This window comes from Kineococcus endophyticus (genome assembly GCF_040796495.1).
GTDB classification, from domain to species: Bacteria; Actinomycetota; Actinomycetes; order Actinomycetales; family Kineococcaceae; genus Kineococcus; species Kineococcus endophyticus.
Genome location: NZ_JBFNQN010000012.1, coordinates 63125 through 85167, shown reverse-complemented (window position 1 = coordinate 85167; position 22043 = coordinate 63125). Strand labels below are relative to the sequence as shown.

Here is a 22043-nt window from a genome sequence, read left to right as displayed (position 1 = left end):
CAGGGGCCGCGCAGGGGCGCGCGCAGCGACGGGAGCCGGTCCGGACGGGGTAGACTGTCAGCGAACCTGGTGGTCCTGCGGGCACCTGGATCGCACGGGCTCCGGGCCACCGTGACCAGCTGGTCACGGCCGGGTGCCCGGCTCGGGCCACCGGCTCGCCACGCCCGCGCGCGACCGCCTCGACGCGGAGGGAGAGCACGCGCTCGTGCCAGACCAAGAGACGCCCGGTCCCGAGGACGCGAACCCGCAGGACGTGAACCCCGAGGACGCACCCTCCCTGGCCGACGCGGTGACCCCCGACGGGGTCGCGAACCCCGAGTACGGCGCCGACGCGATCACCGTCCTCGAGGGTCTCGAGGCCGTCCGCAAGCGGCCCGGCATGTACATCGGGTCGACGGGTGAGCGTGGTCTGCACCACCTCGTCTACGAGATCGTCGACAACTCCGTCGACGAGGCGCTGGCCGGCTACTGCGACACGGTCGACGTCACGCTGCTCGCCGACGGCGGCGTGCGCGTGGTCGACAACGGCCGCGGCATCCCCGTCGACGTCATGCCCGGCGAGGGTCGTCCCGCCGTCGAGGTCGTCCTCACCGTCCTGCACGCCGGTGGCAAGTTCGGCGGCGGCGGGTACGCCGTCTCCGGTGGTCTGCACGGCGTCGGCAGCTCCGTCGTCAACGCGTTGTCGACCCGGCTCGACGTCGAGGTCCGCCGTCAGGGCCACGCGTGGCGCCAGTCCTACGAGCACGGTGTGCCGCTGGCGCCCCTGGAGAAGGGCGAGGCGACCGACGCCACCGGGACGACCATCACGTTCTGGGCCGACGGCGAGATCTTCGAGACGACGGACTACTCGTACGAGACGCTCCGCACGAACTTCCAGCAGCGGGCCTTCCTCAACAAGGGTCTCTCGCTGAACCTCACGGACGAGCGCGTCCACCCCGAGGACGAGACCGCCGAGGGCACGGACGACGCGCCGGTGCGGTCGGCGAGCTACCGGTACGACGACGGGCTCATCGACTACGTCAAGCACCTCAACGCGCTGAAGAAGAACGAGCCGCTGCACGAGACGGTCATCTCGCTGGAGGCGGAGGACAAGGAGAAGGGCATCGCGGTCGAGGTCGCGATGCAGTGGACGACGGCGTACTCCGAGGCCGTGTTCACCTACGCCAACAACATCAACACCTCCGAGGGCGGGACGCACGAGGCGGGGTTCCGCACGGCGTTGACGAACCTCGTCATCGACTACGCCCGCACGGCGAAGCCGGCGATCCTCAAGGACAACGAGAACCTCGACGGGTCCGACATCCGCGAGGGGCTGACGGCCGTCATCTCGGTCAAGCTCACCGAACCGCAGTTCGAGGGGCAGACGAAGACGAAGCTGGGCAACACCCTGGCCCGCACCTTCGTCCAGGCCCAGGTGCGCGAGCACCTCGGGCACTGGTTCCAGGCCAACCCCAAGGAGGCCTGGACGATCGCGAAGAAGGCGCAGTCGGCCTCGATCGCCCGGCAGGCGGCCCGCAAGGCCCGCGAGGCGAGCCGCAAGTCGCTGCTGGAGCGCAACTCGCTGCCCGGCAAGCTCAAGGACTGCCAGTCCAACAACCCCGCCGAGTGCGAGGTCTTCATCGTCGAGGGCGACTCGGCGGGCGGTTCGGCCACCCGCGGTCGCGACCCCCGGACCCAGGCGATCCTGCCGATCCGCGGCAAGATCCTCAACGTCGAGAAGGCCCGGCTGGACCGCGCCCTGGGCAACCAGGAGGTCCAGGCCCTCATCACGGCCTTCGGGACGGGCATCGGCGAGGACTTCAACGTCGAGAAGCTCCGGTACCACAAGATCATCATCATGGCCGACGCCGACGTCGACGGTCAGCACATCCGGACGCTGCTGCTCACGCTGCTGTTCCGCTACATGAGCCCGCTCGTCGAGGGTGGTCACGTGTACCTGGCGCAGCCACCGCTGTACCGGATCAAGTGGCTGGGGGGCGCGGAGAACCACGAGTTCGCCTACTCCGACCGGGAGCGCGACGCCCTCATGGAGGCCGGCCTGGCCGCCGGCAAGAAGCTCCCCAAGGAGGGAAAGACCCAGCGCTACAAGGGCCTGGGCGAGATGAACTGGGACGAGTTGTCCGAGACGACGATGGACCGGGCCCACCGGACCCTGCTGCAGGTGACCCTCGAGGACGCCGCCGCCGCCGACGCGGTCTTCTCGACCCTCATGGGCGAGGACGTCGAGTCCCGCCGCAGCTTCATCCAGCGCAACGCCCGCGACGTGAGGTTCCTCGACGTGTGAGCCCTGTTCCACGTGGAACATCCGTCGAGAACCGTGAGCTGAGAGGCACCACCCCGTGAGCGAGAGCACCACCGAACCCCCCGCCGGCGACCGCGTGGACCAGGTCGACCTGCAGGCGGAGATGCAGCGGTCGTACCTGGACTACGCGATGAGCGTCATCGTCTCGCGCGCGCTGCCGGACGTCCGGGACGGGCTGAAGCCCGTGCACCGCAGGGTGTTGTACGCGATGTACGACGGCGGGTACCGCCCCGACCGCGGGTACTCCAAGTGCGCCCGCGTCGTCGGCGACGTCATGGGTCACTACCACCCGCACGGTGACACCTCGATCTACGACGCCCTCGTCCGGCTCGCCCAGGACTGGTCGCTGCGCTACCCGCTCGTGGACGGCCAGGGGAACTTCGGCTCCCCCGGGAACGACCCGGCCGCGGCCCCGCGGTACACCGAGTGCCGGATGGCGCCGCTGGCCATGGAGATGGTCCGGGACATCGACGAGGAGACCGTCGACTTCTCCCCGAACTACGACGGCCACACCACCGAGCCCGACGTCCTGCCGAGCCGGTTCCCCAACCTGCTCGTCAACGGCTCGGCCGGCATCGCCGTCGGCATGGCGACGAACATCCCGCCGCACAACCTCCGCGAGGTCGCCGAGGGCGCGAAGTGGTTGCTGGACAACCCCGACGCCTCCGACGACGAGCAGCTCGCGGCCATGCTGCAGCGCATCAAGGGCCCGGACTTCCCCACGGGTGCGCAGATCCTCGGCCAGCGGGGGATCGCCGACGCCTACCGCACCGGCCGCGGGTCGATCACCATGCGCGCGGTCGTCACGGTCGAGGAGATCTCGAACCGCACGTGCCTCGTGGTCAGCGAGCTGCCGTACCAGGTGAACCCGGACAACCTCGCCGAGAACATCGCCAACCTCGTGCGCGACGGCCGGCTCACCGGCATCGCCGACGTCCAGGACCACACGTCGGGACGGACGGGTCAGCGGCTGGTCATCATCCTGCGCCGCGACGCCGTGGCGAAGGTCGTGCTGAACAACCTCTACAAGCACACGCAGCTGCAGCAGAACTTCGGCGCGAACATGCTGGCGCTCGTCGACGGGGTGCCGCGCACGCTGCCGATCCACGCGTTCCTCAAGCACTGGATCACCCACCAGTTGGACGTCATCGTCCGCCGGACGCGGTTCCGGCTGCGCAAGGCCGAGGAGCGCGCCCACATCCTGCGCGCCCTGCTCAAGGCCCTCGACGCCATGGACGAGGTCATCGCCCTCATCCGCGCGAGCGCCACGGTCGAGGTCGCCCGCGACGGACTGATGGAACTGCTCGACATCGACGAGATCCAGGCCCGCGCGATCCTCGAGATGCAGCTGCGTCGCCTGGCCGCCCTGGAGCGGCAGCGGATCATCGACGAGTACGACGAGCTCATGCGGCTCATCGAGGACTACAACGACATCCTCGCCCGGCCGGAGCGCCAGCGGCAGATCGTCGGCGACGAGCTGGCCGAGATCGTCGAGCGCTACGGCGACGAGCGCAAGACGCAGATCCTGCCCTTCGAGGGCGACATGACGGCCGAGGACCTCATCCCCGTCGAGGACGTCGTCGTCACCGTCACCCGCGGCGGGTACGCCAAGCGCACCCGCACCGACCTGTACCGGGCCCAGCGCCGCGGCGGCCGCGGGGTGCGCGGGGCGTCGCTGCGCGAGGACGACGTCGTCGAGCACTTCTTCACGACGACGACCCACCACTGGTTGCTGTTCTTCACCAACCTGGGCCGGGTCTACCGAGCCAAGGGGTACGAGCTGCCCGAGGGCGGCCGGGACGGACGCGGTCAGCACGTCGCGAACCTCCTCGCCTTCCAGCCGGGGGAACGGATCGTCGCCGTCCTCGACATCGAGGACTACGAGCAGGCTCCGTACCTCGTGCTCGCCACCCGCGGCGGCATCGTCAAGAAGACGCGGCTGTCGGAGTACGACTCGAACCGCTCCGGCGGGCTCATCGCCATCAACCTGCGCTCGCACGCGGGCCCCGACGGCGGCGAGGAGGTCGACGACGAACTGTTCGGCGCGACCCTCGTCGGCGAGGGCGAGGACCTGTTCCTCGTCTCCCGCAAGGGCATGAGCGTCCGCTTCGAGGCGACCGACGAGAACCTGCGCCCGATGGGCCGGGCCACGTCCGGGGTCACGGGCATGAAGTTCCGCGGCGACGACGAGCTGCTGGCGATGGCCGTCGCCCGCGACGACCTCTTCGTCTTCGTCGTCACCGAACTCGGCTACGCCAAGCGCACCAAGATCGGGGAGTACCGCAAGCAGGGTCGCGGGGGGCTGGGCATCAAGGTCGCCAAGCTCACCGAGGAACGCGGCGACCTCGTCGGGGCACTGACCGTCTCCGAGGAGGACGAGGTCCTCGTCGTCATGCAGGCCGGCCGCGTCGTGCGCTCCCGCGTCGACGAGGTGCCGGCCAAGGGCCGCGACACGATGGGCGTCACGTTCGCCCGTCCCGAGACGGGCGACCGCATCCTCGCCGTCGCCCGGAACGCCGAGCGCGTCATCGACGAGGAGGTGGAGGCCGAGGAGGTCTCCGACGCCACGACGGAGGCCGCCGACGACCCGCTGCTCGACACCGCGGGTGCCGGGGACGACCAGGCGGCCGCCGAAGGCGCCGACGAGGCGCCGAACGGTGGAGCACCTGTGGAGGAACCGGGGAACGACCCTGTGGCGGGGGCGGCCGATGGCGTACCGTCGTCCGAGGCTCCGCCGAGCGAGCCCGACACCGGAGGTGACGAGTGACCCCCGCCGAACGCGCGACAGCTTCGTCGGCAGCGGCTGGCACGCAGGGCAAGGCCCCGGCGACCGGTCAGACCGGGCGCCCCACGGCTGACCCGGCCCGGTCGGCAGCCGCCCCGGGGCAGGCGTCCGGCCAGTCCAAGCCCCGCAACGGTGTGGACTCCGTCCCCCGCCGCGTGCGCCTGACGCTGGCTCGCGTCGACCCGTGGTCGATCACCAAGCTGTCGTTCCTGCTCTCGGTGGCCGTCGGCATCGCCCTCGTGGTGGCGACGGCGGTCATCTGGAGCGTCCTGGACGGCATGGGGGTCTTCACCGACCTCAACGGCCTGCTCAAGGACGTCGTCGGCAACGAGGTGGACTTCGACCTCCTCGACTACGTCGGCTTCGGCAAGGTGCTGTCCCTCGCGACGGTCATCGCCGTGGTGGACGTCGTGCTGCTGACGGCGCTCTCGACGATCGTCGCGTTCCTGTACAACGTGTCCGCCGCCCTCGTCGGTGGTCTGCACGTCACGCTTTCGGACGACTGAGCTCCCGCGGGTGCTGAGCACCCGCTCGGGTCCGGTAAGGTTGTCTCCGCTGCGTGCAGCGAACGGGCCTATAGCTCAGTCGGTTAGAGCGCTTCCCTGATAAGGAAGAGGTCGGAGGTTCAAGTCCTCCTAGGCCCACCGCCAAGCCCCCGTGGACGTCGTCCACGGGGGCTTCGTCGTGCAGGGGCGGCCGAGCAGGAGCACGGTGGCGCGGTGGACGTCCCCTTCCCCCGCGCGCTGCACACGGTGCTGGACACCACCGACGCCCGCGCCCTCGCCGAGTTCTACCGGGCCCTGCTGGGCCTGAGGTACCGCGACGGCGACGAGGGGACGGGTCCCGCGGACTGGCTCGTGCTCACCGAGGGCGACGGGTCCCGCGTCCTGGCGTTCCAACAGGTCGACGACCTCCCCCGTCCGACGTGGCCGACGGGGCGGGTCCCGCAGCAGGTGCACGTCGACTTCACGGTGCCCGACCGCGAGGTGCTGGAGCACCACCAGCAGCGGGCCCTGGAGCTCGGCGCGACGCTGCTGCTCGACCGCACGGACGATCCCGACGAGCCCCTCTACGTCGACGCCGACCCGGCCGGCCATCCCTTCTGCCTCTTCGTCGCCTGAAGACCCGTGACGGTCGAACTACCCACGGTAAGATCCAATGGTGGAGGGACGGCTGCTGGCCACGGCCGCACAGGTCAAGGCGCTCGTGGAGAGCCACACCGCCGGCGACGACGCCAAGTTCCGCGCCGCCCTGACGGAGGTGCTCGACAGCGCCGGCCGCAAGGGGGACCGGGCGCGTGAGGTCGAGGACCTGCGGGCGCTGCTCGACACCCGGCGGTCGGCCGCCCGGCCGCAGAGCCCGCCCCCGCCCGCCGCCCCGACCACCGTCGTCCAGCCGCGCGGGGAGCTGGCCCGGGTCCTCACCGTCGCCCTCCCCCGCACGACCCTGGCCGACCTCGCGCTCGGCAGCGACGTCATGGCCCGCCTGCACCGCGTGCTCACCGAGCAGCGGCACGCCGACGTCCTGCGCGCCCGGGGGTTCCAGCCGCTGCGCAAGCTGCTCCTCACGGGACCGTCCGGCACCGGCAAGTCCATGACGGCCGAGGTGCTCGCCGCGGAACTGGCCGTCCCCGTCTTCACGGCCCGCCTCGACGCCTTCGCCGATCTGCCGGCCGACGACGCCGTCGCGCAGCTGTCCCTCGTCTTCGACCTCATGGCCCAGAGCCGTGCGGTCTGCCTGTTCGACGACGTCGACGCCCTCATCGACCCCGACGGCGGGGAACGCAGCCGCACCCGCCTGCGGGACGTGCTGCGCGCCTTCACCGGGTTCCTGGACGCCGACGCCTCCGCCGGCGTCCTCGTGGTGACCACGAACCGGCCCCAGCTGCTCGACCGTCCCCTGCTGCGCCGCTTCGACACCGTCGTCGACTACCCGTTGCCGAGCACCGGGGTCGTGCAGGAGGTCGTCCTGCGCCGGTTGCGGGGCTTCGACCTGTCCGCGGTGGAGTGGCCGCGGGTCGCGTCCACCGCCAGCGGACTGAGCCACGAGCAGGTCTCGGCCGCGGCGACCCTGGCGGCCAAGCAGTGCATCCTCGACGGCGCCGCCCAGGTGGAGACCGGTGCGCTGCTCGCCGCGCTGCGGGAACGACGGCAGATGCTCAAGATGGCCCCGTGAGGGCGGTGGGGCCGGCGTGAGGACCAGGTTCGAGGTCCTCCTCGTCTGCACGGCCAACGTCAGCCGCTCGCCGATGGCCGCGTCGCTGCTGCGTCACCACCTCGCGGACCGGTTCGGCGAACGCGCGGCGACCATCCGCGTCGCCAGCGCCGGCACGACGGCCCTGGTCGGGGAGCCGGTGGACACCGACGTCGCGACCGTCCTGCGGAAGGTCGGGCGTCCCGACCTGACGGGCGGCGAGTCCGGGCGTCAGCTCGACGCGCAGCTCGTCGGCGCCGCCGACCTCGTGCTGACGATGACCCGCGAGCAGCGCGGCGCGGTCATCGCGCTCGTCCCCTCGGCGCAGCGGCGCGTGTTCACGGTGCTCGAGCTGGCGCGCATCGCCCGGATGCTCGGTGCGGAGGGGCGTCTGCCCGCGAGCGCCTCGCCGGGAGCGGGTTGGAAGGCGCTCGTCGCCGCCGCCCCGGCGTGGCGGGGGCCGACGGCGCCCAAGGACCCGGCCAGCGACGACGTCGACGACGTCCACCGGGCCAAGCTGGACGTGCAGGTCAAGGCCGCGCGGCGGCTCGACGAGGCGCTGGCCGCGGTCGTCGCGGTGGTCTGAGCGCGCTCAGCGCTCCAGGAGGACGTGCTCGGCGTCGGCGGGGGTCGTCGGCTGGTAGCCGTAGCCGTACTCGTAGGCGTAGCTGTACTCCGACGCCTTCGACGGGACCATCGTCAGCACCCCGCCGAGGACGGTCGCGTCGACGGCGCGCAGGCGCTCCAGACCGCGCGCGAGGTGCTCGCGCGTCGTCCTGCCGTGCTTGACGACGAGGACGGCGCCGTCGGCCTGCCGGGCCAGGACGGCGGCGTCGGCGACGGGCAGCAGCGGCGGGCTGTCGACGATGACGAGGTCGGCGCGGTCGCGCAGCCGCTGCAGCAGCTCGCTCATGTGCCGGGAGCCCAGCAGGGCGGCGGGGTTGAGCGGGATGGGGCCGGCGGCCAGGACGGACAGGCCGGTGTCGCCGTAGGGCTGCAGGACGTCGTCGAGGTCGGCGCGGCCGGCGAGGACCGTCGTCAGGCCGGCGCTGTCCTCGACGCCGAGGTAGTCCGCGACCCGCGGCAGCCGCAGGTCGCCCTCGACGAGGATCGTCCGCAACCCGGCGGCCGCGGACGTCAGCGCGAGGTTGACCGCGGTGGTGCTCTTGCCCTCCCCGGGCAGCGCGGACGTCACCACGACCAGGCGCGGCGGGTGGTCGACGTCGGCGAACTGCAGGTTGGTGCGGACCTGCCGCAGGGCCTCGGACTGCGGGGAGCGGGACCCCTCGACCACGAGCTCGGGGCGGTCGCCGCTCTCGCCCGCGGGCACGGACCCGAGCGCGGGGGCGCCGAGGTCGGAGATCGTGGTGAGCGTCTTGACGGTCGTGTCGAGCACCTCGCGCAGGATGGCGAGCCCGGTTCCGAGGACCGCGCCGGCGAGCAGGCCGAGGGCCAGCATCTTGACGAGGTCGGGGGCGATCGGGTCGCGACGGACCTCGGCGGGCCGCAGCACGTTGATGCGGACGGGGCTCATCGTCTCGGGGGTGGCCTGCTCGAGCTCGCTGACCGCCGTGCCGAAGTGCCGGGAGATGGAGTTGGCGACGTCGGCGGCCAGCTGGGGCGAGGACTCGTCGACGGTGACCTCGATGAGGACCGTCCCGATGGGGGCGCTGGAACCCACGTGCTCGGCGAGGGCGCGGGGCGTGGTGTCCAGGCCCAGCTCGCGGATCACCGGGGTGAGGACCTTGGGGCTCTCCAGGACGCTCGTGTACGACTGGACGCGCTGCTGCGTGAACATGCTGCCCTGCATGAGGAGGGCGGCGTTGCCCGTGTCGTACATGGACACGAACATGAGGCAGTCGGCGCGGTACACGGGGGCGCTCGTGGAGTAGGCGCCGAAGCCGGCCCCGCTGCCCAGCAGCACCGACAGGACCACGAGGATCCAGTGCTTGCGCAGCGCGCGCAGGTAGTCGACGAGGTCCACGGCTCGTCCATCGGCCGAGGTCCCGGCCAGTTGACCCGGACGGGTCCTCCTGTCGGCAGGGGACCCGCCGAACGGGTTGAAACGATGGACAGGAGGCCGGACACCTCAAGTCGACACGCCGTCGGGACGACGAAGAACGGTGTTGAGCCCGGGCGGTGTGCTACGGGGACGCCGACCTGGAGGACCGACGTGGCCACGACCAGCGAACCGGGGACGAGCGCGCGCTCGGCCGGTGCTGGATCGACGGCTGCCGTCCGCCGCCCCTCGTGGGGATCCCTGCGCCGCGCGCGTCGCAACCGTTCCCAGCTCGCGACCCTGCTGCTCGCCACGGACGCGGTGTGCGTCCTGGCCGTCGTGCTGCTGCTCGGCCACGGGGACCCCGCCGTCGTCGTCTTCTCGGTGGCGGCCCTCGTCGTCCACGCCTTCGCCGGCCTCTACCGCCCGCGCATGGACCTCAGCATCCTCGACGACCTGCCCCTCCTGGCGGGGGCGGGCATCGCCTCGGTCGGGGTCGCGTCCATCGCGGACGGCGCCCTCGGCATCGGTGACGTGGAGCGGAGCACGCTCCTGGTGGCCCTCGCCCAGACCGTCCTGATCCTGTGCGCGCGCGCCGTGGTGTACGTCCTGCGCGTCCGGTACCGGACGGCGGGCCGCATCGCCATGCGCACCCTCGTCGTCGGCTGCGGTGGGCTCGGCGCGCAGATCGTCGAGCACCTGCAGTCCGGTGAGCAGGGTCTCCTGCCGGTGGGGTTCATCGACGACGACCCGCGGCTGTCCGCCGGGGAGCGCCCCCTGCCGGTGCTCGGTGGCATCGCCGACCTCGAGCGGCTCGTGACCGAGCAGGCGGCCGACATCGTCGTCATCGCCTACTCCAACGTGCCCGAGATGGTCGTCGTCGACGTCCTGCGCAGCTGCCAGGGCCTGCCCGTCGAGATCTTCACCGTGCCGCGGTTCTGGCAGGTCACCAACACCCACCGCTTCGTGCAGTCCGTGCGGGGGGTGCCGCTCGTGCAGCTGCGGCGGCCCGCGTTCCGTGCCGTGACGTGGCCGCTCAAGCGCGTCATGGACGTGGCCGCCTCGGCCCTCGGTCTCGTGGTGGCGATGCCCGTCCTGCTGGTGTGCGCCGCGCTCGTGCGCCACGAGGTCGGGCCCGGTCCGCTGTTCCGGCAGGAGCGCGTGGGGCTGGACGGCCGCACGTTCCCGCTGCTGAAGCTGCGCACGATGCGTCCGGACGCCTCCTCCGACGTCCGCTGGAACGCCCAGGAGAACGTCGGGCCGGTCGGCGGCTGGCTCCGCCGCCTCTCCCTCGACGAGCTGCCCCAGCTGTGGAACGTCCTGCGCGGGGAGATGTCCCTCGTCGGGCCGCGTCCCGAACGCCCGCACTTCGTGGAGCAGTTCACGCTCGACTACGACGACTACCTGTGGCGGCACCGGGTGCCCGTCGGGGTCACCGGCTGGGCCCAGGTGCACGGTCTGCGGGGGGACACCTCGATCTCCGAGCGCGCCCGCTTCGACAACCACTACGTCGAGAACTGGTCGCTGTGGCTGGACGTGAAGATCCTCCTGCGCACGGTCGGTCAGGTGCTCTCGGCGGCGGGACGGTGAACGAGACGCCCCTCGTCCTCGTCCTCGGCACCGCCGACTGGAACGCCCCCGTCGCCACGAACCAGCACCACGTGACCCGGGCCCTCGCCGCGGACTGGCCCGTCGTGTTCGCCGAGGGGACCGGGACCCGGTCCCTGCGGCCCTCCGACGCCCGTCGCGTCGTGCGCCGACTGCGGTCCGCGCCCGCGCTGGAGGGTCGGCCCGTCCCGCAGGGCGTCGAGGTCGTCACGCCCCGGGTCATCCCGCACCACGCCCCGAGCACCCGGCGCGTGAACTCCGCGTTGCTGCACCGCCAGCTCCGGCGCTGGGTCGAGCACCCCGGTCCGCGGCTGCTGTGGACGTACACACCGTTCACGTACGGCCTGGAACGGCGGGCTGACCGGACGGTCTACCACCTCGTCGACCTGCTGCACGAGAACCCCGGCGTCCACCGCGGGCGGCTGCTCGCCGCCGAGTGGCGACTGGAGGCCGACGTCGCGATCGGCACGAGCCCGGCCATCGAGGACCACCTCCGCTCGCAGGGGTTCGCGGACACCCGCTGCCTGCTCAACGTGTGCGACGTCGCCCTGTTCAGTGCCGCGGCCCAGGATCCGGATGTTTCCCGTGGAACATCGGTGGTGTTCGCCGGGACGCTCGCTCCGCACAAACTCGACGGCGAGCTGCTGCTCGAGCTGGCCAGGGCCCTGGGCAGTCGGCTCCGGCTCGTCGGTCCGGTCGTCGAGCCGGCGAACCCGTTGTGGCGCAACCTCACCGCGGCGGGCGCCCAGCTCGTCGGCCCGCTCGCCCCGGCCGCGCTCGCGCGCGAACTGGCGGCGTCCTCGGTGGGGCTGGTGCCGTACCGGAGCACCCCGCTGACGCGCGGCATCTCCCCGCTGAAGACGTTCGAGTACCTCGCCGCGGGGTTGCCCGTCGTCAGCACCCCGCTGCCCGCGGTGGCGCCGGTCGACGGTGCGGTCTTCGTCCAGGACCCCGCGACCTTCGTGGCCCGGGTCCTGCAGCTCCTCGCCGACGAGGACCCGACCCGCCCCGCGCGGATGACCCGGCTCGCCCAGGGACACGACTGGGAGAGCCGGGGACGGGACCTGCGGGCGCTCGCGGGTCAGCTCCTCGCCGGCTGACCGTCAGCGCAGCGGCTCGCCCACGTCGACCCGGTTGCCGTCGGGGTCGGCGACGACGAACGTCCGCAGCCCGAAGTCCGCGTCCCGCAGGCCCTTGACGATGCGGGCTCCGTGCCGGACGAGGTGGTCGTGCAGGGCCGTCGCGTCGTCCACCAGCAGGTGGGCCACGTTGTGCAGCCCTGCCTTGTGGCCCCGCTGGAGCGTCAGGTGCAGCTCGGCCGCACCGCGGCGCAGGATGACGAAGCCGGTCGGGTCGCCGTTGGTGACAACGACGTCGAGGCCGAGGACGTCCCGGTAGAAGCCGAGCGCCCGCTCGACGTCGGTGACGGGCACGCCGGCCGCGATGCGGCCGTAGGTGGTCGGGGGCAGGTCGAGGGTCATCGGAGTCCTCCACGCGTCAGGGGCCGGACGGAGGCTGTGCTCGTCGGGTGGGGTGACGGCGCGGTGGCCGGGAACTCCCGGATGCTACCGCCGCGTCAGGACCCGGCCCCCGGGCCCGGCGGGCGGCGCCGACCCTTGAGCACGAGCAGGACGACCACCCCGATGACCACCGCGGCGGCCACCGCCAGCAGCAGCAGGAAGAGGATCACGAGGATCCACGGGTGGTCGACGAGGTTGCGGAACACCCCGCCGACCCTAGGCCGAGGCCCCGGACCGCGCGGGGTTCCGCACGATCCGGGGCCCGGTCCCTCAGCGTCCCTCAGAGGCGGAAGGTGCCGACCAGGGCGTTCAGCTCCGCGGCGGAGCGGGCGACCTCGTCGGCGGTGGTGGCGGTGTGCCCGGCGCTCGTCGTGGTCTGGGAGGCCGCCGCGGCGATCCCGGAGATGTTGACGGAGATCTCCTGCGACCCGGTGGACACCTCGGTGACGTTGCGGACCATCTCGGCGGTGGTGGCCGACTGCTGCTCCACCGCCGCGGCGATCGTGGCCTGCAGGGCGTCCACGCGGACGATGACCTCGCCGATCTGCTCGATCGCGGCCGTCGCCGCCTGCGCGTCGGCCTGGGTGGCGCCGACCTTGGCGACGATCTCCTCGGTCGCCCGGGCGGTCTGCTGGGCCAGTTCCTTGACCTCCCCGGCCACGACGGCGAAGCCCTTGCCCATCTCCCCGGCCCGGGCCGCCTCGATGGTGGCGTTCAGGGCCAGCAAGTTCGTCTGCTCGGCGATGGAGGTGATGAGCTTGACGACGTCGCCGATCTCGCGGCTGGAGGCCGACAGGCGGGCCAGGGTCTGCGAGGCGTCCTGGGCGGCGGCCACGGCGGTGGCGGCGGTCGCGGAGGCGTCGGCGGTGGCCGAGGCGATCTCGCGGATGGCCGAGGTCATCTCCTCCCCGGCGGCGGCGACGGTCCCGATGGAGGCGGTGATCTCCTCGGTGGCGGCGGACACGACGTGGGACTGGGCGGCGGACTCCTCCGCGCCGGAGGACAGCTGGGTGGCGACGGCGGTGAGTTCCTCGCTGGAGGCGGCCAGGGTGGTGGCGTTGGCGCTGATGCGGCCGACGGTGGCCGACAGGGACTCCAGGGAGGTGTCGGTGGCCGCGGACAGCCGGCCGACCTCGTCCTTGGCGACGTAGGCGACGCGCTGGTCCAGGCGGCCCTGCGCCAGACCCTCCATGACCGTCACCGCACGTCCCAGCGGCCGGGCGATGGAGCGGGAGATGAGGACCGCGACCACCACGGCGAGGAGCAGGGCGACCAGGACGCATGCGACGAGGACGGCGACGGCCTGGCGGTAGGCGCTCTTGCCCTCGGCGGCCAGCTGGACGGCGGACTCCGCCTCGGCCTTGTTGATCTCGGCGAGCGCCTGGCCCACCTTGTCCCCCGCGGGCGTCACGGTGGAGGCGCGGAGCGCCACGAAGCCGGCGAGGTCGTTGTCCTCGGCGAGCGGGACGAGGCCCTGGGCGGCGCTGCGGTAGGACGCGATGGCCTCGGTGTACGCCTGCTGCGCGGCGGCGGACGCCGCGGGGTCGGTGCCCTGGTAGGTCGTCCAGGCCGCGTCGAGGGCCTGGTTGTCGCTGTCGGTCTGCGCGAGGGCCGCGGTGGTGCCGGCGGCGTCGGGGGTGAGGGCGGCGTTGGCGATGTCCAGACGCAGGGTGGTGAAGGCGTTCTGCACCTTGTCGATGCTGTCGACCGAGGCGATCCCCGACGTCGACAGGTAGTCCATCTTCGTCTGGGCGGCGCTGAGGCGCTGGATGCCGACGCCGGCGACGAGGACGAGCAGGACCCCCACGAGGCTGAAGCCCAGGGCCAGCTTCACGCTCACTCGCAGGTCACGCATCCGGGCCACGGGGACCACCTCTCGACGACGGCGGAGCCCGGCCCACCCGGTCCCGTCCGCATCCCCATCGGACGCCGCTCGGCTCACCTGACCGGCGACCAGGTGCCGGAAGGAACGGGTGTCGACCTCAGCGGAGCGACCCCAGCCACGCGGCGACGTCGGCCCGCGCCGCGGCCGCCATCGAGGTGTCGTGCCCGGTGAACCCGTGCGGTGAGGCGGGGTAGACGCTCAGCTCGACTGACCCGCCGGCCGCGGCGATCCGCTCGGCCATGGCCCGGTTGTCGGCGAGCAGCACGTCGTCCGCGCCGACCACGAGGAGCACGGGCGGCAGGCGCGTGAGGTCGGCGAGGACCGGGGACACGTCGGGTCGGGTGCGGTCGGTCCCGGGGCCGAGGTAGGCGCCCAGGAAGAACTCGTCCGCGATGAGCCGGCCGGCGGGTGTCGTCCCGCTGAGGTCGTACGTGCCGAACTGCAGCGCGGCTCCCGAGAACGCGTCAACCCCCGCGTCGCGCAGGCGCAGCGACGTCCCGAGGGCCAGCGTCGCACCGGAGGAGAACCCGCCGACGGTGAGCCGGTCGGTCTCGAACCGGTCCACGGCGACGTCGACGAGCCAGCGCGCGGCCGTCTCGACGTCGTCCGGGGCGGCGGGCCACGGGTGCTCGGGGGCGAGCCGGTGCTCGACCCCGACCACGACGAGTCCGGTGGCCTCCGCGAGCGCGCGGCAGCGGACGTCGTCGTGCGCGGCGGAACCGATCACGAAGCCGCCCCCGTGCACCTCGAGGTGCACGCCGGCGACCGGCCGTGACGTCGGGACGTGCACCCGGACCGGCACCTCCCGGCCGAGCGCGTGGACGACCGCGGGCCGGGCCGGGGGGACGGCCGCGACGGGAGGCGGCATCCGCTCGCGCGCGGTGTGCAGTTCCGGCGCGGACGACGGGCCCCGCCGGGGACCGCGACGGGCGTAGAAGGCGCGGGACTCCGCCGCGAGGTCTTCCCACCGCACGCTCACGGCCGCGGATCCGTGGCCAGCACCCCCCAGACCTGCTTGTCGTGCCACGTCCCGCCGTAGCGCCACGCTTCGCGCAGCGTGCCCTCCAGCGTCATCCCGAGCCGCCGCGCCACCGCGGCACTGCGCACGTTGTCCGCCCGGCAGCGCCACTCGGCGCGGTGCAGGCCCCGCTCGTCGAAGGCGTGCTCGAGCAGCACCCGTGACGCGCGGGTGACGAGACCGCGGCCCTCCGCGACGGGTTCCAGCCAGCAGCCCAGCTCGCAGGTGCCGGCAGCGGCGCTGAACGTCACGAACATCACCCCGCCCACGAGCCGGTCCCCCAGCCACAGGCCGATGAGCCGTCCGCCGTCCTCGGCCTGCGACGCGGCGTACCGGGACAGCGTGGAGCGGGCCCCGTCGACACCCTCGGCGAGGAACGACGCCCCCACCCACGGACGCACGTGCTCGCGGGCCCGGTCCAGGTGCGCCGCGAACTCCTCCGCGTGCCGCACCTCCAGGGGGCGCAGCCGTGCCCCGTCGCCCAGGTCCACTGCGAACACGGCGCCCTCCTCGTCCTCCGGCGGATCTGACGCTACGCCTGTGATCCGCGCACGATCCCGACGCCGACCCGTCGCCACGGCCCGACCCCGAGCCACGCGGCCGCCCACACCGCACCGACCGCCCCCGTCACGGCGACCAGCGCGACCCAGCCGCTCAGGTCCCGCCCCACCCACCAGCCGAGGACCCCGGCCACAGCGGCGACGGGCAGGCAGGCCAGCAACCACCGCCCCAGCACGCCGGCCACCCCCAGGGGTCGGGCTGCGACGACCGTCGTCACGACCGCCCCCGCCGACGCGGCCAGCCCGAGCGTCACCGGCCCGAGCACGCCGTGCAGCGACAGGTTCACGGCGAGCGTCACGACGAGACCCGCGAGGAGCGCACCCGCGGCCGTCCGGTTCCGTCCCGCCGCGTTGAGCGCCTTGACGAGGACGTACGCGCACGACTGCGCCCAGAACCCCACGCCGAAGCCCGTCAGCACCGCGGCCGACGTCGTCACCGCCGACGCGTCGAATGCGCCCCGCGCGTAGAGGACCTGCACGACCGGGGCGCTGCCGACCGTCAGCACGACGGAGGCCGGGACGACGACGAGCAGCAACCCCGGCAGCGTCCCCGCGAGGCGCTCGCGGGCGGCCGTCCGGTCGAGACCGGCCAGCGCGGCCAGCCCGGCGAGCCCGAGGGGGACGGCGAGCAGGTTCACCCCCGTCGTCGCCACGAACCGCGCGTAGTCGACGGCCGCCACGACCTGGTCCCCGAGCAGGGACGCCACGACGCGTTCGGTGACGACGGACCCCTGGAGCACGACGGGCAGCAGCAGCAGGGGGCGGACCCGCCGCCAGACCTGCGCGAGCACCTCGCGCGCCCCCGTCGTCGGGCCGCGGGGCACGAGGTCGGCGACCTGCCCGACGCCCCAGGCGTGCAGCCCGAGGTAGGCGAGGGCGAACCCCGTCGCGAGGACGACGGGTTCGCCCAGGGCCCACGCCGCGCCGAGGGCGGCCACCATCCCGAGGTTCTGGACGGTGGCGCGCACGCCGGCCAGGCGGAACCCGCCGTGCGACATCTCGAGGTAGCTCAGCAGCGAGAACTGCAGGTAGCTGGGGATGCCCAGCGCCATGACGCGCAGGAACTCCGCGCAGGTCGCCGCCGTCGCCGGTTCCAGTCCCGGCGCGACGAGGCGGACGACGGTTCCCGCACCCGCCACGAGCGCGACGACGAGGACCGCGGACAGGACCCAGAGCCCGCGACGCAGGGCCCGGAACAACCGGTCGGCGCGATCGGGGTCGGTCCGCAGGAGTTCCTTGTGCAGCGGCAGGAAGCCGGCGGACAGGACGTCGGCCGTGAAGAAGTCGACGGGGACGAGGGTTCCCGTCTGCGCCACGCGGGTCGCCGTCGCGGGAACCCCCGTCCCGTAGGCGGCCGCGAGCAGCACCTCGCGCAGCATCCCCAGCAGTTTCCCCGCCAGACCGCCGAGGACGAGGCGGCGGACGCCGTCGCGCATCACGGGACGCCGAGCAGGGCTGCGTACCGGGCGGCGACCCCCGACAACGCGTACCGGTCCGGCAGCAGGGACGTCCCCGGTCTCCCGTGGCTCAGCAGGCGGCGCACCGCCGCGGCGAGGTCGTCAGGGTCCGCCGCGTCGACCCGGGGAACGTTCGTCCCCTCGACGGGAGCCGCGGTCCGGGACGTCACCGCGGGGGTTCCGCACGCCAGGGACTCCAGGACGGCCATCGGCAGTCCCTCGCGCCACTGGGACGTCAGCAGCGAGACGTCGGCCGCCGCCAGCACCCCGGGAACCCGGGAACGGTCGACCGCCCCGAGGAACCGCACGCGGTCCTCGACGTCGAGGTCGTGGGCCAGGGTCTGCAGGGCCGTGCGGTCCGGGCCGTCGCCGGCGAGGACGAGGGTCGCGTCGGGGAACTCCCGCAGCAGGCGGACCGACCGGTCGACCCGCTTCTGCGGGTGCAGCCGACCGACGACGACGAACAGCGGACCGGAGGCGTGCAGTTCGGCGCGCACGCGCTCGCGGGCGGTGGGGTCCGGTCGGAACACGTCGGTGTCCACGCCGTTCTCGAGGAGGTGGACCGGTGGCATCCCGACGGCGCGCCCCAGCGGGAACTGCGTCAGCGACTGCGCGACGCTCGGCCCGACGGCGACGACGTCGTGGAACCGGCGGTAGGTGGCCACGTCGTTGGCGAGCCCGGAGATGTTGCGCGGCAGCGAGATCAGGGGTTTGAGTCGCCGACCGCCGAGTTTCGAGACGATCTCGTTGACGGACGTCCCGTGCGCCTGCAGGACGCACCGAGCACCGGCGGACCGGGCGAGGTCGAGGACGCCGAAACCCCCGGCGCTCACGGACAGCACGCCGTCGACGCCTCGGGCCAGGTCCGCCGCGACCGCCGTGCGGGACGCGTTCCACCACGAGCGCGTGTACCGGCCGGGGACGGTTCCGGGCAGTGCGCGGACGCGGACACCGTCCGCGAGGAACTCGGGGGGAGAACCCGGAACCCGCGTCGTCACCACCGTGACGTCGGTGCCGCGGGCGGCGAGCGCGCGGCACAGGTCCCACGTCACCGACTCCATCCCGCCCGCGTGGTGCAGCGGCAGGGACCGCGTCAGCACGAGCACCCGGCGGTTCACCGCGGACCCCCGTCGGCGAGCAGGCTGTCGAGCAGGGTTTCCAGCCGTGCCGTCTGGACGCGGACGTCGAAGTTCTCCCGCACGTGCGCGGCGGCGGCCCGGCCGAGGTCGGCGGCCAGTCGTGGGCGTTCGAGGACCCGGCGGATGGCGGCGGCCAGGGCGTCGGGGTCCTGTTCGGGGACGAGCAGTCCGGTGGTTCCGTCGACCACCGCGGAGGGGATCCCGCCGTGCCGGGTGGCGACGACGGGACGACCGAGGGCCCCGGCCTCCAGGAGGACCTGGCCGAGTCCCTCCTGGTCGCCCGTGGGTCCGGTGGTGCTGGGCAGGCACAGCAGCGACGAGCGCGCGATGCGCTGCAGCGTCTCGGCGTGGTCGAGCGCGCCGGTGAACTCCACGTCGAGCCGGAGGTCGCGCGCCAGTGCGGTGAGTTCGGCGCGCAGCGGCCCGTCGCCCACGCACGTCAGCCGGACGCCGGCCATCCCCGTGAGGGCCCGGAACAGCGTGGCGTGCCCCTTCTTCGGGACGAGGCGCCCCACGTGGACGAGGGTTCCCGGGACGGGGTCGGCCGCCGGCAGGACGTCGAGGTCGATGCCCAGGTGGTGCGTCACGGTGCGGTCGGCGGGGAAACCCCTGTCCAGGACGCGGTGGCGCAGGTGGTCGGAGACGGGCAGGAACAGGTCACCGCGGTGGGCCAGCGCGCGGGAACGTCGCGCGTAGGTGGCCCACGAGACGTGCCGTGCGCGCAGCAGTTCCGCGCGGGAGGTGGTCGCGTCCACGCCGTGGAACACCGTCGCGAGCGGAACCCCGGCGCGCCGGGTCGCGGGCAGCGCGCAGGAGGCCTCGAACCCGAAGTGGGCCAGGACCGCGTCCACTCGCAGCGCGCGCAACGCCGCCGTCAGGGGACCGGACGCGAGCCCGGCCGTGTGGAGCGCGGCGGCGCGTGGCCCGGCGGCGTCGACGAGCGAGTGCGACGGCAACCCGCCGGCGACCTCGGCGGGCACCGCGTCCCGGGAGACCAGGACGGGTTCCCAGCGGGAGAAGGCCCGCGCCTGGGTGAGGACGAAGGGTTCGGACGGCAACCCGAAGGTGTGCCGGACGACGGCTACGCGGGGCACGGGACCGCCTCGCGCTCGACCGCCGCCCGGTGCGCGGCGAGCCGGCTCGTGACGAGCCCCAGCAGCATCGCGAGCAGGATCATCGACTTGGCCTCGCCGTACACGGCGGTGTTGTCGCCCATGCCGTGGATGAGCACCCACCACCACGCGCCGAGCGCGAACGCGGTGGTCCGGGCCAGGTGCGTCCCGACGTTCTTGACCACGATCGCGGTCAGCACGACGAGGATCGTGACCGCCAGGAACAGCAGCCCCGCGACGCCGGGGAGACCGCTGGAGGCCCACGCGGCGATGAAGAGGTTGTGCGGGGGGAGGGTCTCGATGCCGAGGGCCGCGAACTGCTCGATGGTCCGCGACCACCCACCGAACCCGAGGCCGAGGACGAGGTGCTCGCGGAACATCGTCATCGCGAACTCCCACATCGGGGCGCGGCTGGCCAGGCTCTCCGTGGAGGCGTCGGCGTAGCCGGGGACGTACTTCTCCAGCAGCCGTGGCACGAGCCAGACGCCGAGCCCGATGGCGGCCCCGGCCTGCGGCAGGAACCAGCGCGCGTTCGGGCGTCCCAGGACCTGCACGCCGCGGACCGCCAGGGGCAGGACGAGCGCGAGCGCCGCCGCCGTCTTGGACCCCGTCATGAAGGTGGCCGACCAGCACACGAGCGCACCGGCGGCGTACAGGCGCTTGCGGCGGCGGTGCTCCGCACCCCGCAGCCCGACACCGAGGGCGAGGAAGCAGAACGTCGCGACGCCGAGGAACATCGAGGACACGTTCGCGTTGATGAAGAACCCGCCGGACTTCAGCGGGTCGGTGACGTTGTTCGCGCCGCCGTCGAAGAACGCCGTCATGGCGTCCGGGCCGACGATGAGCGGCGCCAGCGGGGACTGCAGGAACACCGACTCCACGGCGGGGGAGAGCCGGAACACCCAGACGAGGACCGCGTTGACGACGGCCCAGCACAGGACGACGGTGAACGGCCCGGTGAGTGCGCCGGCCCGGACCCGTTCGACCCGCGCGGCGTACAGCAGGAGGAAGGCGAACGAGATCAGCCGCGCCACCTCGAGGATCCCGACCATCGGGTCCGGGGACCAGCTGATGGCGGCGGCCTGGGTGACGCCGAGCACGAGGACCGCCCGGAACACCGGGTCGCGGACGGGCAGTTCCTTGCGCTCCAGCAGCCAGCAGACGGCGATGAGGATGACCCAGCACTGGCTCAGCGGCAGGTTCAGCGTCCCCAGCGGACCGACGAACACCTGCGGGACGGCGAGGAACGCCGCCACGGTGAGGCGCGTGCGGTCGGTGGCGGTGACGCAGAACAGCAGACCGGTGAAGGCGCCGGCCAGGCCCAGCGCCAGCACGAGGATCACGGGCGCAGCACCCCCGTGTGCTCACCGACCCAGTCGCGGATCCGGGCGGTGAAGCGGTCGACGTCGAAGGCGAGGGCGCGCGTCCGGCAGTCGGCCGGACGGCAGGCCTCCGCGCGCGGGAGGGCCTCGACGAGGGCGTCGACGGTCAGCTCGTCGACCAGGGCGCCGGAGACGCCGTCCAGGACGGTCTCCCCGGACCCGCCGCGGCGGGGGGCCAGGACCGGCGTCCCGGACGCCATCGCCTCGACGGGGACGATGCCGAAGTCCTCCACGGTGGGGAAGACGAGGACGGCGGCGCGCCGCAGCAGTTCCCGGACGGTGTCGTGCGAGGGGCGGTCGAGGACGACGACGGGGACCGCGGCGGTCGCGGCGCGTGCGCGCAGCACGGGCAGCAGCGGCCCGGTGCCGGCGACGACGACGGGACGGCCGGCGCGTTCGGCGACGTCGACGGCGAGCAGGTGGTTCTTGTACGGGACGAAGCGGCCGAGGGCCAGGAGGAACCCGTCGGGCAGGTCGAGGGTGTCCGGACCGGTGGCGGCGAAGCGGGCGACGTCGACGGGCGGGTGGACGACGACGGCGTCGCGGCCCCAGAACCGCTCGATGCGGCGGGCGACCTCGGCGCTGTTGGCGGCGAAGGCGGTGACCCTGCGGGCCGCGCGGTGGTCGGCCGCGGCCAGCGCCCGGCGGGCCGGCGCGAGCAGCGGGGACGTCCCGCGGCCGTCGAGCTCGGGGCTCCAGACGTACCGGGCGGGGGTGTGGACGTAGGCGAGGTGGACGCCGTGGGGGGCGACGAGGCGGTTCGACGTCGCGAACGCGTGGTGGGAGGTGACGACGAGGTCGTAGCTGCCCTGGACGTCGCGCGCGTGCCGGGCCCAGGCGACGGGCATCAGCGGCAGGGCGAGGGCGCGTTGGTCGCGGAACCGGTCGAGCGCCGTGGTCCGGACGGCGCGGCCGCCGAGGTCCAGCCGGACTCCCGGGGCGGCGCTGAGGGCGTGCAGGTCCGCGCCGGGCCACACGCCGGCGAGCACCTCGAAGACCTGCTCGGCGCCCGCGCGCGCCGCGATCCACTCGTGCACCAGGGCGATGCGCAGGCCGGGGTCCGTGGTCATGACACCCCTCGGT

At 73.4% G+C, this 22043-nt stretch carries 19 protein-coding genes and 1 tRNA gene; 9 read left to right on the top strand and 11 right to left on the bottom strand.

Features of this window, described 5'->3' with window-relative positions:
* The first annotated feature begins 205 nt into the window (after nt 1-205).
* From gyrB to AB1207_RS17360, 7 genes are all read left to right on the top strand, one after another.
* On the top strand, nt 206-2284 hold the full coding sequence (gyrB, locus tag AB1207_RS17390) for a DNA topoisomerase (ATP-hydrolyzing) subunit B (protein WP_437178968.1): 2079 nt from the start codon (nt 206-208) through the stop codon (nt 2282-2284).
* Nucleotides 2285-2339: 55 nt separating this feature from the next.
* A complete protein-coding gene (gyrA, locus tag AB1207_RS17385; protein WP_367639664.1) occupies nt 2340-5069 on the top strand; it encodes a DNA gyrase subunit A in 2730 nt (909 codons plus the stop codon).
* 152 nt (nt 5070-5221) lie between these two features.
* A complete protein-coding gene (locus AB1207_RS17380; RefSeq protein WP_367639663.1) occupies nt 5222-5593 on the top strand; it encodes a DUF3566 domain-containing protein in 372 nt (123 codons plus the stop codon).
* Nucleotides 5594-5657: 64 nt separating this feature from the next.
* Nucleotides 5658-5731: transfer RNA gene (locus AB1207_RS17375), tRNA-Ile, on the top strand.
* 75 nt (nt 5732-5806) lie between these two features.
* Complete coding sequence (locus AB1207_RS17370; RefSeq protein ID WP_367639662.1) at nt 5807-6208, top strand: VOC family protein; 402 nt, start codon at nt 5807-5809, stop codon at nt 6206-6208.
* 40 nt (nt 6209-6248) lie between these two features.
* Nucleotides 6249-7262 (top strand): AAA family ATPase, encoded by a 1014-nt coding sequence (locus AB1207_RS17365; RefSeq protein ID WP_367639661.1) that lies wholly within the window; start codon nt 6249-6251, stop codon nt 7260-7262.
* Nucleotides 7263-7278: 16 nt separating this feature from the next.
* Nucleotides 7279-7866, top strand: a complete 588-nt coding sequence (locus tag AB1207_RS17360) for an arsenate reductase/protein-tyrosine-phosphatase family protein (protein WP_367639660.1) — start codon at nt 7279-7281, stop codon at nt 7864-7866.
* 6 nt (nt 7867-7872) lie between these two features.
* On the opposite strand, the gene AB1207_RS17355 is transcribed toward AB1207_RS17360, so the two are convergent.
* Nucleotides 7873-9264, bottom strand: a complete 1392-nt coding sequence (locus AB1207_RS17355; protein WP_367639659.1) for a tyrosine-protein kinase domain-containing protein — start codon at nt 9262-9264, stop codon at nt 7873-7875.
* Between the two features lie 189 nt (nt 9265-9453).
* On the opposite strand from AB1207_RS17355, the gene AB1207_RS17350 reads away from it, so the two are divergent.
* Together AB1207_RS17350 and AB1207_RS17345 are read left to right on the top strand one after the other, a co-directional pair.
* A complete protein-coding gene (locus AB1207_RS17350) occupies nt 9454-10869 on the top strand; it encodes a sugar transferase (protein ID WP_367639658.1) in 1416 nt (471 codons plus the stop codon).
* Nucleotides 10866-11987, top strand: coding sequence for a glycosyltransferase (locus AB1207_RS17345; RefSeq protein WP_367639657.1), 1122 nt, complete (start codon nt 10866-10868; stop codon nt 11985-11987). The genes AB1207_RS17350 and AB1207_RS17345 overlap by 4 nt, the downstream gene beginning before the upstream one ends.
* Before the next feature lie 3 nt (nt 11988-11990).
* Here the strand turns inward: AB1207_RS17345 and AB1207_RS17340 are convergent, their stop codons facing one another.
* From AB1207_RS17340 to AB1207_RS17295, 10 genes are all read right to left on the bottom strand, one after another.
* Nucleotides 11991-12368, bottom strand: a complete 378-nt coding sequence (locus AB1207_RS17340; protein WP_367639656.1) for a VOC family protein — start codon at nt 12366-12368, stop codon at nt 11991-11993.
* A gap of 95 nt (nt 12369-12463) precedes the next feature.
* Entirely contained in the window at nt 12464-12613 is a 150-nt protein-coding gene (locus tag AB1207_RS17335; protein ID WP_367639655.1) for a hypothetical protein, read from the bottom strand.
* 74 nt (nt 12614-12687) lie between these two features.
* Complete coding sequence (locus AB1207_RS17330; RefSeq protein ID WP_367639786.1) at nt 12688-14262, bottom strand: methyl-accepting chemotaxis protein; 1575 nt, start codon at nt 14260-14262, stop codon at nt 12688-12690.
* A 127-nt stretch (nt 14263-14389) separates the two neighbouring features.
* A complete protein-coding gene (locus AB1207_RS17325; RefSeq protein ID WP_367639654.1) occupies nt 14390-15271 on the bottom strand; it encodes an alpha/beta hydrolase in 882 nt (293 codons plus the stop codon).
* The gene (locus tag AB1207_RS17320) at nt 15268-15810 is read right to left on the bottom strand and encodes a GNAT family N-acetyltransferase (protein WP_367639653.1); all 543 of its coding nucleotides are present in this window, start codon (nt 15808-15810) and stop codon (nt 15268-15270) included. Before AB1207_RS17320 ends, AB1207_RS17325 begins: the two co-directional genes overlap by 4 nt.
* A gap of 32 nt (nt 15811-15842) precedes the next feature.
* Entirely contained in the window at nt 15843-17306 is a 1464-nt protein-coding gene (locus AB1207_RS17315; protein WP_367639652.1) for a lipid II flippase MurJ, read from the bottom strand.
* Nucleotides 17306-18445 (bottom strand): glycosyltransferase family 4 protein, encoded by a 1140-nt coding sequence (locus AB1207_RS17310; RefSeq protein WP_367639651.1) that lies wholly within the window; start codon nt 18443-18445, stop codon nt 17306-17308. Before AB1207_RS17310 ends, AB1207_RS17315 begins: the two co-directional genes overlap by 1 nt.
* Nucleotides 18442-19560: a glycosyltransferase gene (locus tag AB1207_RS17305; protein WP_367639650.1), complete on the bottom strand. Its 1119-nt coding sequence runs from the start codon at nt 19558-19560 to the stop codon at nt 18442-18444. Before AB1207_RS17305 ends, AB1207_RS17310 begins: the two co-directional genes overlap by 4 nt.
* Nucleotides 19548-20921 carry an O-antigen ligase family protein gene (locus AB1207_RS17300; protein WP_367639649.1) on the bottom strand — a complete coding sequence of 458 codons (1374 nt, stop codon included), beginning with the start codon at nt 20919-20921 and terminating at the stop codon, nt 19548-19550. The genes AB1207_RS17305 and AB1207_RS17300 overlap by 13 nt, the downstream gene beginning before the upstream one ends.
* A complete protein-coding gene (locus tag AB1207_RS17295) occupies nt 20918-22030 on the bottom strand; it encodes a glycosyltransferase (protein ID WP_367639648.1) in 1113 nt (370 codons plus the stop codon). Before AB1207_RS17295 ends, AB1207_RS17300 begins: the two co-directional genes overlap by 4 nt.
* Nucleotides 22031-22043: the final 13 nt, after the last annotated feature.